General features: G+C 68.5%; 13 protein-coding genes. 4 read left to right on the top strand and 9 right to left on the bottom strand.

Annotation, left to right across the window (positions count from 1 at the left end):
* The 3 genes from AAG801_RS33555 to AAG801_RS33565 form a co-directional block, all read right to left on the bottom strand.
* The coding region (locus AAG801_RS33555; RefSeq protein WP_341892304.1) for a hypothetical protein at positions 1-716 on the bottom strand (716 nt) is incomplete at its 3' end.
* Positions 713-1,003 (bottom strand): hypothetical protein, encoded by a 291-nt coding sequence (locus AAG801_RS33560; protein WP_341892305.1) that lies wholly within the window; start codon positions 1,001-1,003, stop codon positions 713-715. The genes AAG801_RS33560 and AAG801_RS33555, both read right to left, overlap by 4 nt.
* Before the next feature lie 241 nt (positions 1,004-1,244).
* Positions 1,245-2,555, bottom strand: coding sequence for a sigma-54 dependent transcriptional regulator (locus AAG801_RS33565; protein ID WP_341892306.1), 1,311 nt, complete (start codon positions 2,553-2,555; stop codon positions 1,245-1,247).
* Positions 2,556-2,677: 122 nt separating this feature from the next.
* Here AAG801_RS33565 and AAG801_RS33570 point away from each other — a divergent pair, with 122 nt between their 5' ends.
* Positions 2,678-2,803 carry a hypothetical protein gene (locus AAG801_RS33570; protein ID WP_341892307.1) on the top strand — a complete coding sequence of 42 codons (126 nt, stop codon included), beginning with the start codon at positions 2,678-2,680 and terminating at the stop codon, positions 2,801-2,803.
* Between the two features lie 17 nt (positions 2,804-2,820).
* Here the strand turns inward: AAG801_RS33570 and AAG801_RS33575 are convergent, their stop codons facing one another.
* The 5 genes from AAG801_RS33575 to AAG801_RS33595 all read right to left on the bottom strand — a co-directional run bounded on the left by AAG801_RS33575 (position 2,821) and on the right by AAG801_RS33595 (position 7,713).
* Positions 2,821-3,276, bottom strand: a complete 456-nt coding sequence (locus AAG801_RS33575) for a PACE efflux transporter (RefSeq protein ID WP_341892308.1) — start codon at positions 3,274-3,276, stop codon at positions 2,821-2,823.
* Positions 3,277-3,290: 14 nt separating this feature from the next.
* Positions 3,291-3,776, bottom strand: a complete 486-nt coding sequence (locus tag AAG801_RS33580; protein ID WP_341892309.1) for a pyruvoyl-dependent arginine decarboxylase — start codon at positions 3,774-3,776, stop codon at positions 3,291-3,293.
* Positions 3,773-4,339 carry a DUF4395 domain-containing protein gene (locus AAG801_RS33585; RefSeq protein WP_341892310.1) on the bottom strand — a complete coding sequence of 189 codons (567 nt, stop codon included), beginning with the start codon at positions 4,337-4,339 and terminating at the stop codon, positions 3,773-3,775. Before AAG801_RS33585 ends, AAG801_RS33580 begins: the two co-directional genes overlap by 4 nt.
* Positions 4,340-4,418: 79 nt before the next feature.
* On the bottom strand, positions 4,419-4,751 hold the full coding sequence (locus AAG801_RS33590) for a hypothetical protein (protein ID WP_341892311.1): 333 nt from the start codon (positions 4,749-4,751) through the stop codon (positions 4,419-4,421).
* 43 nt (positions 4,752-4,794) lie between these two features.
* Positions 4,795-7,713, bottom strand: coding sequence for a Calx-beta domain-containing protein (locus AAG801_RS33595; RefSeq protein ID WP_341892312.1), 2,919 nt, complete (start codon positions 7,711-7,713; stop codon positions 4,795-4,797).
* Positions 7,714-7,922: 209 nt separating this feature from the next.
* On the opposite strand from AAG801_RS33595, the gene AAG801_RS33600 reads away from it, so the two are divergent.
* The 3 genes from AAG801_RS33600 (at position 7,923) to AAG801_RS33610 (ending at position 12,631) form a co-directional block, all read left to right on the top strand.
* On the top strand, positions 7,923-9,104 hold the full coding sequence (locus AAG801_RS33600) for a tetratricopeptide repeat protein (protein WP_341892313.1): 1,182 nt from the start codon (positions 7,923-7,925) through the stop codon (positions 9,102-9,104).
* A 76-nt stretch (positions 9,105-9,180) separates the two neighbouring features.
* The gene (locus AAG801_RS33605) at positions 9,181-9,705 is read left to right on the top strand and encodes an ECF-type sigma factor (protein WP_341892314.1); all 525 of its coding nucleotides are present in this window, start codon (positions 9,181-9,183) and stop codon (positions 9,703-9,705) included.
* A gap of 25 nt (positions 9,706-9,730) precedes the next feature.
* Entirely contained in the window at positions 9,731-12,631 is a 2,901-nt protein-coding gene (locus AAG801_RS33610; protein WP_341892315.1) for a serine/threonine-protein kinase, read from the top strand.
* Between the two features lie 41 nt (positions 12,632-12,672).
* On the opposite strand, the gene AAG801_RS33615 is transcribed toward AAG801_RS33610, so the two are convergent.
* Entirely contained in the window at positions 12,673-13,113 is a 441-nt protein-coding gene (locus AAG801_RS33615; RefSeq protein ID WP_341892316.1) for a hypothetical protein, read from the bottom strand.
* Between the last annotated feature and the right edge of the window lie 439 nt (positions 13,114-13,552).

Raw genomic sequence — 13,552 nt, forward strand, 5'->3', positions numbered from 1 at the left:
AGGATCTGCGGCCCGCACCCCGCGCGGCAGAGCATCGGCTGCAGTCGCGCACGCAGGTCCGGATCGAGCCCGAGTTCGTCGAGCTCGACGCCGCCGGGCTGGCGCAGCAGGCACCAGTCGTCGCGTGCCGGGTCAACGAGTTCGCGGCCGAGCAGCCAGTTCAACCACGGCCCGTCGAGCCCGATGGCGTGCGCGATCCATGACTGCTCGGCACTGCCCCGCAGCACGAGCGTCCTGGCGCGCATCAGCGGTGAGGTGGCATCCATGCGCGACAGGACCTGCAGCCGTTGCTCGGCGTCGCAGGCCAGCATGTTGGCGGCCAAGTCGGGCGTCGGGCGCTTGCGCGTGAGGTCGTCCTGCAGGTAGCCATAGACCTTCTCGTACTTGAGATCGACATCAGGCGCCAGCGCGATCAGCAGCAGCGCTAGGTCGACATCGGCAAGCCCCTGCTCGGCCGCCACTCGCTGCAGGCGAGGCACCATGCGCGCCGCGCCACCGAGCAGGCCGGCCACGCCGTCGACGCCAAACTCCGGGTGATGGGTTGCGGCCAGCAGAAGCTCGACGTCTGCACGCTCGAGATGCATGCCGCGCCATGGGTCGAGCAGCGTCGCTGGCCCGAGCCGGCGTGCCAGCCTGTCCACCGCGGCGCCGAGCACCGTGTCTAGCAGCCGCAAGGCCTCGGCAAGGCCACCCGCCGGCTCGACACTGCGGGTCATGAGGGGCTCCTTCGCCCATCGACGCTCGCTCGGGCGGCAACGGCCGCATCGAGCGCACGATCGTCGCCCAGCCTGCGGTAGCGCCGTCTGCCGTCCTGACCGGCGCTCTGCTCAAGCACTCCGCGAGCCACCATCCAGTCGAGTGCGCCTGCCAGCACCTTGGTGGATGCCGGCTCGGCGGCCAGCCACCACTGCGCAATGCCCTCCGCAGAGTCGCAGGCCAGGGGGTGCGCGCGCAAGTGCCGCGCCAGCTGGAGCACGGTTGCCGTCACGTCGTTCTCGTCCATGGATGTGGTGCCATCTGCGACGCATGAACGCACACGGCATGCCAGCCGAGGCCGATCGTTAAGTGCTTGATTTGCATGGCATGGCCGTGAAGCCGTCGGCCCTCGGCAGGACGTTCTTGTCGCGGCGCGGTGGTGCCGGCAAACCGCATCCCGAGGCCTGGCGCGGCCTTGGGACCCAGGACATTCTTGTCCTGGTCACGCCGGAAAATGTCCGCGTCGCGCTCTCGGTGCGGCTGCGACGTCAGTCGAGCGGGCTGCGGAAGTCGTCGGAGGCGATGCGGTACTTGCGCATCAGCTCGAAGAAGGCGCGCCGGTTCTTGCCGGCGGCAAGCGCGGCGTGGGTGACGTTGCCCTCATTGGCGCCGAGCAATTGCGCGATGTATCCGCGCTCGAAATCCTCGACGACGCGGGCCTTCAGCGAGCGGAACGAACCGTCGAGGAGCGCAGCGTCCGGCCGACCACAGTCCAGATCGTCGGCGTCGAGCCTGGTCTGACGCGCCAGCACGGTGGCCCGCTCGATGACGTGCTGCAGTTCGCGCACGTTTCCCGGCCAGTCGTATGCCAGCAGCCGGTTCAAGGCACGCGGCGTGAGCCCGTCGACGGGGCACTTGAACTCGCGCGCGAAGTGCCGCACGAAGTGCTGCGACAAGGTGGCGATGTCTTCAAGCCGCTCGCGCAGCGGTGGCAGTGCCAACGGCAGCACGTTCAGCCTGAAAAACAGATCCTGCCGAAACTCGCCACGTTCGGCCAGCCGACCGAGGTCACGGTTGCTGGCAGCGATGACACGCACATCGGCGTGCAGCAAGGCGTTGGAGCCGACCGGCCGAAACTCGCGCTCCTGCAGGAAGCGCAGGAGCTTGGCCTGTGCCGGCAGCGGCAGGCAGTCGACGTCGTCCAGAAACAGCGAGCCGCCCTCGGCCTCCTTCACCAGGCCGTTGCGCTGCGCATGCGCCGTCGTGTAGGCACCGCGGACGTGCCCGAAGAGTTCGTCCTCGACGAGGTCGTGCGGAATGGCCCCGCAGTTGATCGCGACCCAGGGGTCGGCCGCACGCGCCGATGTGTAGTGCAGCGCACGCGCGAAGATCTCCTTGCCGGTGCCCGTCTCGCCGAGGATCAGCACCGTGGCATCGCACTTGGCGTAGCGGTTCAGGCGCTCGATCTGGGCCACGAAGGCCGGGCTGCCGCCGATCAGGTTGCGTGCCAGGCGCTGCGCCGCCGTCATCTGCGAGCTCAGCTCGAACAGCACCGGCGCGTTCGCGCGAGCCCGGTGCAGGCGTGCCCGAAGCTCTTCGTCGGCGAAAGGTTCGAACAGGAAGTCGGGTATCGCGCTGTGCGCGATGGCCTGCGCCCAGGCGAGCAGCGATTCATCGCAAAGGGCGAGCATGGGCGGCGTGCCGAACTTGTCGAGCTCGGCCAGCGTCGCCTCCAGTTCGGCATAAGTGCCGTGGCTGGCCAGCCGCAGAAGGCGGAAGTCGCAATCGGGCGCGCTGGCGGGATCGCCGGCGAGCGGGAAGTTCACGACGTCGACGCCCAGCGAAGCCTGCAGCCGCACTCGCCATTGTTCATCTTCACCGAGGGAATTCGCGGCCGAGCCGCCGCTGAGCAGCACGCAGCATGGCCTGGCCACGTCCGGCGTGTTGCCTGGGGTGTGGCTTGCATGGAGGGCGGATCGTCTTGCGCTCACAACTCGACCTGGCCGGTCAGGAGTCCGGCTCGACGCTTGCGGACTTCGGTAGCACCGCCGCGGCTTGTTCGATGCTCAGCATGCTCATCTCCGGCGAAAAGGTCAACGATCGGTGAGTCCGGCCGCGCCATGCTCAGCCCTGCACCGGTCGCAGCCGGTCGAACAGCCAGTGATAGGCGTAACCGTAGGCGGCATAGACCAGCCCCAGCGCGATGTCCACCGCCAGGGCTTGCCACCAGCCCAGCCCGGTCAGCCACACGATGATCGGGCAGGTGGCCAGCACCGAACTCACCTCCAAGCCCAATGCATGGAGCACACGCAGCAGGTGCGGTCGCGCACTGGCCACCCGCCTTGCAACATGGGCCTCGACGAGGTCGAACGCCGTGTTGTAGATCGCCGCCCAGGCCATCACCGCCGCCGACAAGGCCACCAGCAACACGAGCGATTCCGCCGCGCGCACGTCGCCGGCCCAGGCCACCAGCGGAGCTACCAGCAGCAGCCCACCGGCCTCGAAAAGGAGTGTCTGCAGCACCCGCTCGCGCAGACTGCGCAGCGGCACATCCATCGCTCGGCCCAACTCTTTTTTCATCGCCGCTCGCGCGCCTACCAGGCTTGCGGCGCATACACCGCCACCACCAGCGCACACACCGGCTCGCCTTCGCAGGTAGCGCTGGCGATTTCGGTGTGCACCGGGCCGAGGTCGAGGCCACGGCCCTGCTGCATGGCCACCAGCGTGTGCGCCAGATCCTGGCTCAAGCGCTCGCGGTCAATGTCGTGCAGTTCGACGAACAGGCCCTGGCCTCCGTCGGCATGTTGCACCCAGCCGATGCCGGCATGCACCGTCTGACCCGGACTTGCGCTGCGCGTCTGCGACAGCACCACATACAGCCGCTGACCCCAATGCTCGGCCGGCGTGACCCAGGTTCGCCGCTCGATGCGACTGCCTGGCGGGATCACCGATGACAGGCAAAGGAGGTTGTAGTTGGCGACACCCGCGTCGCGCAGCGCTGCGTCGAACGCAGCAAGCTCGGTCGGCCCGCGACCGACGCCGCGCGACATGACGATGCTGCCGAAAGCTGCGCGGCTCATTGGGCACGCGACTGCGGTGGCGCGGCCAGGCTGCAACTCCCGTGCGTGCAAACCTCGAAGGCGTCGTCCACCTTGACCAAGCCGCGGCGTACCGCGACGCGGTAGATCTCGCAGCCCAGGCACACGCCGAGCGCGGTCTCCAGCCACATCAGCGTCATGCAGATGACGCAGATCGTGAGCGGCACTGCGCCTCGAACATCCCACTGGGTGATTGCCGTCATCGCGCCGGACATCACCACGCCGAGCGTCCACGCGAAGCGCTTGGGTGCGGCCGACACCCACAGCGGTGACTGCCGAGCCACCAGCCGCGCCGCGAGCCAGCCCACCGGGCTGCCACGCAGGCCGGCAACACTGCGCAGCACGAACTCGATGAAGAAGAAGGCCGTCACCCACTTGATCGGCGCGTAGCGCTGCGCCAGCCAGGCCTGGACGAAAGCGAAGGCCGCCAGAGCCAGCGTGATGCCGGCCGCGGCGCGCACCTGCTGCTCGTTGAACACGGTGCCCCGCACCGGTCGGCCCTGCAGCTGCAGGCCAGGTATGTGCTCGCCGAAAGTGATGCTCATGGAGATCTCCTGCCAAGGCGCGGTTGAAGAATGTTGAGCCGGCCAAGCGATGCCGGCATCCCCTGAAGGACGGCCCCCCCTAAGGCAGCAGGCGTCGTCCGCCATGGCGCTCGTCCTGCAGGCCGTCGCATGGCGCAACGGCATGCCAGCGCGCCAGGCGGTCGGGCTGCACCTCGAACCAGATGGCGTAGAGCTGTGGTCCGTAGCGCACCATCTCGCGGCCGATGCGCGCGGCGTCGCAGTGGCCTGCATCCGCCAAAGCCGCGAACGCATCAAAGGCGCGGCGGAAGTGACCCACTTCGTAGTCGCTGCGAGCCGCCTCGTAGTCGAGTTCTTGGGCTTGCACGGTACCGAGCGGTGCGGCAGCCAGCAGGCTGACAGCGACAAGGTGCCGCGTGCTTGGAGATTTCATGTTCGTTCCTCCCGGTCGTGGCGATCGATTCAGGGTGCGCTGGTCAGGGCAGCACACGCAGCAGCCCCAGGCCGTTGTCGGTGCCGCTGCGCGCCAACCCGCCCACTACCGCGCGGCCGTCGGGCTGCTGCAGCATTGCGCGTGCGCCATCGGAGGCGCCGAAGAAGTCGACGATCAGCCTGCCGCTGCTGCCGAAGCTCGTGTCCAGCACTCCGTCGGCCAGGTGCCGCGTGACGAGAAAGTCGTCGAAGTCTGAAATCTGCAGCGTGGTGCCACGCGCGAAACCGGCGGTGAGGATGCGTCCATCGGACAGCAGCACCGGCACGCGCGCGTGGTCGCCACCGACCGAGAAGGCGGCCAGGGCCACACCCAGCGTGCCGAAGGTCTCGTCCAGCGTGCCGTCGGGCTTCAATCGCGCCAGCGCATGCTGGTACAAGCCCGCTGCATCGGCACGCGCCTCCAACGTGAGCACCATCCTGCCGTCGGGCTGGACGGCCACGCCGGTGGCTTCGTCCCAGTCGGCGGTGAGCGGCAGCCTGAGCGCCAGTTCCACGACCCCGCTGGCCGACACGCGCAACACGCCGGTGTCGGGTGTAGCGCTGGGGCTGGTGGCGGCGCGGCCCACCAGCACGATGGCGCCATCCCCTTGTAAGGCCATCGCGGAGGCACTGTCGAAGTTGCCACCGATGTTGACCGTGAGCTTGCCGCCGGCGCCGAAGCCGGCGTCCAGCGCCCCGTTGGCATCCAGCCGCGCCAGCGCAAGGTCGCTGGCACCGACGACCGTGACCAGGGCCATGCCGCCGAGCACGATCTTGCCGTCGGGCTGCACCGCGATGGCGGTGGCATCGTCGGCGCGGCCGGCGATGTCCACCCGCACGAAGCCGGCGCTGCCGAAGCTGGTGTCCACGGTTCCGTTGGCCAGGTAGCGCTTGACACCCATGTCCTCGGCGGTGGTGCTGCCGCTGGCCGCACGGGTCAGGCCGGCCACCAGGATGCCGCCATCGGCCTGCAACGCCACTGCGCGCAACAGGTCCAGTGCGTTGCCGCCCAGCGTGGCGCTGACCACGCCATTGCTTCCGAAGCTCGTGTCCAGCGTACCGTCGACCTGATAGCGCAGCAGCTTGTTGAAGTCGGTCAGCACCACGATGCGCCCGTCGGGCTGCAAGCCCATCGAGAGGATGCGGCCGTACGACCGGTTGGCCACCTTGCCGCCGCCGAAGCTGGTGTCCAACCCGCCACCAGCCGGCGGTGGCGCGGGCGGGTCGCACACGACAGCCAGGTCGGTGACGTTGGCGTTGCCCACCGTGCCCTGTCCATTCGTGACGCGGCAGGTCTGCAACGGGTTGCTCGGCTGCACCTCGACGTCAAGGCTGTAGACCGTGCCGGGTGCAAAGGTGCCGGGCAGCGTGAATGGGCCGGACGCATCCACCCGCACGTCGAAGCCGTTGCTGCGCACGAACAGGCCGCTGCCGACCAGGCCGGAGACGCTACCACCGAGGGTGTAGCTCTGGTGGCGCGTGTCGTAGTCGGAGATGGTGACGGTGCCCGTCGCCATGGCCCCCAGCCCCGCGCAAGCACGCACGTCGGACAGCTCGAGCTCGAAGCGCTCGTCGGGCTCCAGCATGCCGTCGCGCGGGATCCATAGCTCCACCGCCTCGTCGCCTTCATGGCCATCGGCGAACTCCAGCGTCTGCGACAGGGCCTCGTAGTCGATGCCACCGGTCGCGTCGGCATCGCGCGTGCTGATCCGCACGCTGGCTGCGCCCTTGCTGCCACCGCCGCGACGGACCCACACTTTCAGCCGTTGCCCTTCATCGGCGGTGACCGCAGCAGTGGTGAACTCGAACACGCCCGCTGCCGGGTCGGGCGGGCCGCTGCAGATCGCCAGCGGCGGATTCGGCGCGCTCGCCGGCTCCGGCTCAGGCAAGGGGATCGGGTCGGCGCCTTCCACCGTTGACTCCATGGCCTGCCCGGTCACCGGATCCTGCAGCCACACCGTGATGCCCGATTCGCCCTGCATGCCGTTGTAGGCATTGGCGACCACACGGGCCTCGATGTAGAACTTCTCGCCCTTGGGAATCTGGTCGAGTGGCACATCCAGCGACACCGGCGATCGCAGCGTGAGCCTGGCGTGGTGCGTGCCGGTGCCGTTCTCGCGCCAGTACTCCTTGACGAGATCGGTGCCCTCCCAGGCATTGAAGAACCCCTTGTCTGGCTGAGCGTCCGGCCCGTACTCGGTGCCGCGGTATTCCCAGGCGTCCTGCAGTCCGGCGAGCTCGGCATAGCCCCGCCAGTTGGCCAAAAAGGAGCCGTCGCTCACGCGGCGCAGGTCGACGAGGTATTCCACCTTGCCCACCAGGTTGCCGCTGCAATTGGCGGCGTTCGCCGGCTCGCAACCCGTGCTGTAGCGCGTGTTGCCGCTGGCGGCCTCGATCACCACCGCCGAGACCTTGAGCCGCAGGCGCGCCGCGGCCGACACCTTCTGGTAGTGCTGGCGCTGTTCGTAGATCGCCCGGGTCTCGATGGCGTAGTTGTTGTCCGCTGAGGGCCAGGGCGAATCCAGCCTCACGCCGTAGACGGTGCCGTCGTAGGTGCTGTAGACCTCGCCCTCGCTGTCCGGCCCGCGACCCGGCGGCAGGAATCCGCCCGGCGCGTAGGCAAACTTGTAGGGCGGGTCGTTGATGTTGCCGAAGCCTGCTCGATGGTGCGGCGAGCCCGGCGTGTCGGTGTAGCGCATCGCGTTGTTGGCCCGGTGGGCGAACCACCAGGTGCGGGTCAGGTTCACGATCTCCACACCGGAGATGGGCCCGGGGTCGGGCTCTTCTTCGGCCGGCTCGCTGCCACCGCAGGCGGCCAGCAGCAGCGCCAGCAGCGCTGCGCTGGCCGCCTGCCGCACAAGCGCGGTACGGCCATGCGTCGGCGCACGGGGATGGCGGTCGAACAACTGGAGACGGTCGGTCACGGTGGGCTCCCTTCGGGCACTCGCTCATCTCTGCCCTTCTCTGCTGGTATGAACGAGGCAGCCCGGGAGAACCGGCAGCACGCCGCGCCAAGGCCCCACCCCCTAGGGAGCAAAGCCGGCTGCAGTGTCTTGTCTTCACGTGCGCCTATGAAGTAAGTTACCTCCCCTAGAACCGGGTCGCCGTCGCGACCTCGAGGGAGGAAATCCAGGTGACACGTGCCGCGCCGCGCCGCGCCGCATTCAGCGCCGTAGAGGTCTGCGCCATCCAGGCCCAGACCGAGGCGTTGCTGCGCACCGAGCTGTGGCGCCAAGCGCCGCGCCAACAACGGCTGCTGCGCCACATCGTGCAGGCCACGCTGGCCGACGACGCGCAGCGTCTCCATGGCCAGGTGCTGGGCCGCGAGGTGTTCGATCGCGGCCCGGACTTCGACCCCACGGTGGACCCGATCGTGCGCGTGGAGGCCGCACGGCTGCGCGCCAAGCTGTTGTCACACTACGCCGGCGCGGGCGCGCATGACGCGGTATGGATCGAGGTGCCCAAGGGCGGGTATGCGGCACGCTTCGTGTTTCGCGCGCCGGATGCAATCGCTGCCGAGACGGCGGCACCCGACCTGCTGGCCTGGCTGCCGGGCCCGACCCAGGCGGCGCGGCGTGAACCGCTGGCCGGCGGCATTGCCGCGTTCTGGTCGCTCGATGCGCCCGGGCTCGAGCAGGCCCAGCAGCGGTTCGCGGACGCGGTGGCACGCGACCCCGGCTATGCGGCGGCCCACGCCTGGCTGGCCGTGGCCGCAATCAACCGGCACGCCTTCACACTGGATCTCACCGATGCCTCGCTGCACCTCGCCCGACACCACGCCAGCCGGGCGTTGGCTCTGGCCCCCGACCTGGCACTGGCGCATGCCACCCACTGCGCAGTGATGACCTGGGGCGGCCAGCCCGATGTGGGCATCGCTGCGGGCCAGAGAGCGCTGGCGATTGACCCCAACTACGCCGATGCGCATGCGCTGCTGAGCCTGGCACTGGCATGTTCGCTTCGGCTGCAGGACGCCCTGGCCGAAGTCGACCTGGCGTTGCAACTCGCGCCACATCCGCCTGGTTATGTGTACTGGGTCAAGGGCATGACACTGCAGATGATGGATCGCGACGCTCAGGCGCGAGGCGTCTATGCCGAAGGTCTGGCGGCTTCGCCGTCACATCCGTGGTGTCGCATCGGTCTGGCCTTGAGTCTGTTGCGCACCGGGCAGATCGAGCAGGCGCACGAACAGGTTGAATGCTTCCGGCGCTGGTTTCCGCATCCGCAATTGCTGTTTCGCAATCGGTTCCTGGGTACCGAGGTGCGTGCGCGCCACGCGGTCGCGATGGGGCGGCTGGGGTTCGTGGCACTGAGCTAGGCGCCCGCGAACCCACGACCCGGCGTCCGAATGCGACAAGAGAAGTGCCCGGCAGTACCCTACTCACCAGAAAAACATGAACGAGCAAGCCAACCCGATCGACGAGTTGTATGAGACGGCCTACGCCGAACTGCGGCGACTGGCCCATGCGCGACTGCGCGCCGGCGGGCGCGACGTGCTGATCGACACCACCGCGCTGGTGCACGAGTCCTATCTCAAGCTCAGCCGGGCCGAACACCTGCGGTTTCCGGATCGGATCTCGTTTTTCGTCTATGCAGGCAGGGCCATGAGATCCATCGTCGTCGACATGCTGCGCCACCGCCTGAGCGACCGCGGTGGCGGGGGTGCCGCGCATGTCACGTTGACCGGTGACGTGCTGGATCAGGCCGGCATCCCGGCCGAGGCGTCGCACATTCTGCGCGTGCACGATGCACTGGCCGACATGGGCAAGGTGGACCAACGCATGACGCGGGTGGTGGAGATGCGCTACTTCGCCGGCATGACCGAGCTGGAGATCGCCGACGCTCTGGGCGTGAGCGAGCGCACCGTGCGCAACGATTGGGAGCAGGCACGGCTGTTCCTGCTCGAGGCGTTGCGTTGAGCCGCTGCAGACCGGCGCAGCTGACATGAGCACGCCCTTCGACCTGGACCCTGCCGCCTGGACGCGGCTGCGCGAACTGCTGGGACAGGCGCTCGCGCTGGAGGGCCTGCACCGCGACAAATGGCTGGCCGCGCTGCCCGCAGCCGACGCGGCGCTGGTGCCCCGCCTGCGCGCATTGCTGGCACATGCAGCACAAAGCGAGCATCACGCCAACGGCCAGGCAGGCGATGGCGCGTCCGCGCCCATTGCCGCCCGGCTCATGAACACGCTGCCCAAGGTGGAGACGTGCCAGTTTGCCGCCCCGCTGCCGGTGGCGGTTCCCGCCGAGCTCGTGGGGCCCTACCGGCTGCTGCGCGAGCTGGGTCATGGCGGCATGGCCAGCGTGTGGCTGGCCGAGCGCACCGATGTGCTGCAGGGCCGGCTGAGCGCGGTGAAGCTGCCTCTGGGCGCCTGGCATGGCGCCGGCCTGGCCGAACGGCTGGCGCGCGAGCGCGCCATCCTCGCGACACTGAACCACCCGAACATCGCCACGCTTTACGACGCCGGCGTCGACGCTGCCGGCCGCCCTTGGCTGGCACTGGAATACGTGGAGGGTGAACGCATCGATGCCTATGCGGCGCGGCTGGCGCTGGATGTGCAGGCGCGGCTGCGGCTCTTCCTGCAGGTGGTGCGCGCGGTGGCCTATGCGCATGGCCGGCTGGTGGTGCACCGCGACCTGAAGCCCGCCAACATCCTGGTCACCGATCGAAGCCAGGTGAAACTGCTCGACTTTGGCATCGCCAAGCTGCTGGGCGACGACCTTGCAGCCGCCGACGCCACCGAACTCTCCCGCCAAACCGGCCGCGTGCTCACGCCCGACTATGCGGCGCCCGAGCAGATCGCCGGCCTGCCGCTGGGCACGGCCTGCGACATCTATGCGCTGGGCGTGGTGCTGTACGAGCTGCTGGCCGGCGAGCGCCCCTATCGCCTGCCTGTCGGTTCGAGTGCGGCGCTGGAGAAAGCCGTGCTGGAGTTGCAGCCACGACCGCCCAGCCAACGCACGCCGGATGCGTCGCGCGCACGCGCGCTGCGCGGCGACCTCGACACCATCGTGCTGAAGGCGCTGATGAAGCAGCCCGCCGAGCGCTACGCCTCCGCCGAGGCGCTGGCCGAAGACATCGAGCGCCACTTGCGGCGTGAGCCGGTGCTGGCACGTCCCGCCAGCAACTGGTACCGGATACAGCGCTTCGTCGAACGGCGCCGCCTGGCTGTCGGAGCCGCCGCGACGCTTTCCATCACGGTACTCGGCGGCGCGGCTGCTGCGATATGGCAGGCCGACCTTGCCCGCAACGAGCAGCGCCGCGCCGAGGAAGTCAAGCGCTTCATCGCGGGCCTCTTCGCAGATGCGGATCCCTGGCGCGCCCAGCGCACCAAGCCCGACGCGAGCCACCTCTTGCGCCGTGCACGCGAGCGAGTGAATCGCGAGTTCGCCGAGCGACCCTCCCTGCGCGTCGAACTGCTCAACGTTATTGGCGCGAGTCTTACCGCGCTGGAGGACTTCCCCGACGCCCAGGCGACACTCCTCGCAGCGGCCGATCTCGCCGACCGGACACTGCCGACGAACGATGAGCTTCGTGTGCGCAGCCACTTCCTGCTTGGAGAGTTGTACCTGAGCAGCCAACGAACTCCGGAACTCAAGGTGGAACTGCAGCGTTTGCTGCCGCTGCTCCATGCCGACGAAGCCCGCAACGCGCGTGACCTGGTGTATGCGCTGCACTGGCAGGTGCAAGTGGACAACGACGAGGGCTTGTACAAGGAGATGGAGGCCACTGCGCGCCGGGCCCTGTCAATAGCCGCGGCGCGCCTGCAGCCAGATGACCCGGCGCAAGTGCTGGCACGCCGCTCGCTGGCCAACGCCCTGGAAAACCAGGGGCTGACGGCGGCCGCGCGCGCGGAATCGACGGATGCCTTTGCACTTTCGTCACGCATCTTCGTGAGCGAACCGAAGCACCCACTGCACAACGACACCCGCTTCGTGCACGCTCGAATCCTGAGTGCGGCCGGGGAGCACGAGGCTGCGCTGCCCCTGATGGGGAAGTCGATCGAGGTGGCGTCCGAATTCCTCGGTTCCGACAGCTTGCAGGTCGCCACGATGCTGAGGGAAATGGTGTCGCCCATGATGGAAACCCATCGGCTGCGCGAAGGGCTGGCCGTCAGCCAGCGGGCACTGCGGATCCTGGAAAAACACCACCGTGAAGACTCGGTCCACCTGGCGTACGCGCGCGTGGCTCTGGGCACCATCGAGCGCGAACTGAGGCAGGGCGATTGCGGTCACAACTCCTTCGCCACCGCAGTGCGGGCATTGGCGCAAGAGCTTGGCGCAGACCACGCCTACACGCTGGACGTGCGGGCCAACGCGGCACTGGGACTGGCCCTCGCCGACAACGCAACGGAAGCGGCAGGCGAACTCGACGCCATCGCTGCACGATTCCGTGCCAGCGGACAGCCGACCTTGGACAAGGTCACGGTCTACCGCGCGCTGGCCCATCGCAAGAGCGGGCGTGCCAAAGCAGCGGCAGTGATCCTGCAAGCTGCGCTGGCCACCTTGACTCAGGCGCGTGAACTGGAGCGCGCGCGGCTCGAGATGGCACAGATTCATCTCGCGCTGGACGAGCCGGGCAAGGCGGCCGACCTGCTGCGCCTGCTGCCACCGCGCGAGGCCTCGCTGCGACCCGCCCACGCAGAGGCTGACATCGCGCTGGGGCGCGCCAGGCTCGCGCTGGGCGATGGTGTGCAAGCCATCGCCTACTTCCAGCGTGCAGACGAATTCTGGCGAGGTTTCGACCCGTCGCATCGCGAGGCACGCGCTGCACGTACGTGGCTGGCGCGAGCACACAACGGACGCGACTCGGGCAGCGGGGCTCGCTCAGAGCGTCACCCCACGTGACACCGAAACCCCCTGCCCGTTGAGTGAATCTAGTCTCGAACTCAAGCCCGACCACGCCGCATCCAGGCAGATTGGCTGAGTCGTTGTTCAGAATGTTCACCTCCGGTGCGCCGCCCGGCGGCGAAGACATCGAAGTAGCGAGCGCGATCGGCTTGGCGCTCGGCAAGGGGCTGCGGCAGACGGCTGCCATCTACGCGCCGCCCCGCGTACTCGCCGTAGGACGGGCCGAGGGCGCTCGCGTTCAACATCAGTGCGTCGGTGTGGGCTTGGGGAATTCGCAGCGTCAACTTGGCGGTCTCTTGGGCTGGGGCATGGCCCGGGGTCTGACCGTCAGACCCCCTCTTCATCGGCGCTACCGCCGCCGAGGTGCGCAAGTCACGATTCATGACAACGGCCCGGCGCACGAGCTGGGCAACGCCCATACCCCGGCAGGCCGCAGCTGCACGGACGGCATCGCTGATGCCGCGCAGTTCGATCGTCACGCGATCACGCGACGGGCTCGCCATGTCGAGTCTCACGCCAGATGCCGTGTGGCACCCATTTGCTGGCGGCCAGCCTATCCTGCAATCAACCAAGACTCTTCCATGCAGTCAGGTAGATCGTGCGCCGTGGATGCTCGGCACTTCTCTTCGATGCCGCCGTTGCGGACCTCCAAGCGGGTCGGTGCCAGCTATGCGACGCATAGGCGATGCATAACCGAACCGTATCCGCACCGAAAGCGAACCGTATCCGACGCGACGGTGGCTCAATCGTAGTGAGGGTCGGACAGTCCGAGTCGGTGAGGTCACGCTGGGTCGCACGCCTTCCTGGCGCAGCGGCACACCCGGTTGCCCGGCTGGCCAAGCCCGGTCAAGGGCGGGCAGCGCCCGGCGTAGCGAACCCTTGACGGGGCGCGGCCAGCCCACACGCTGGCTCGGGGTT

The sequence above is a fragment of the Variovorax sp. YR752 genome (assembly GCF_943372545.1).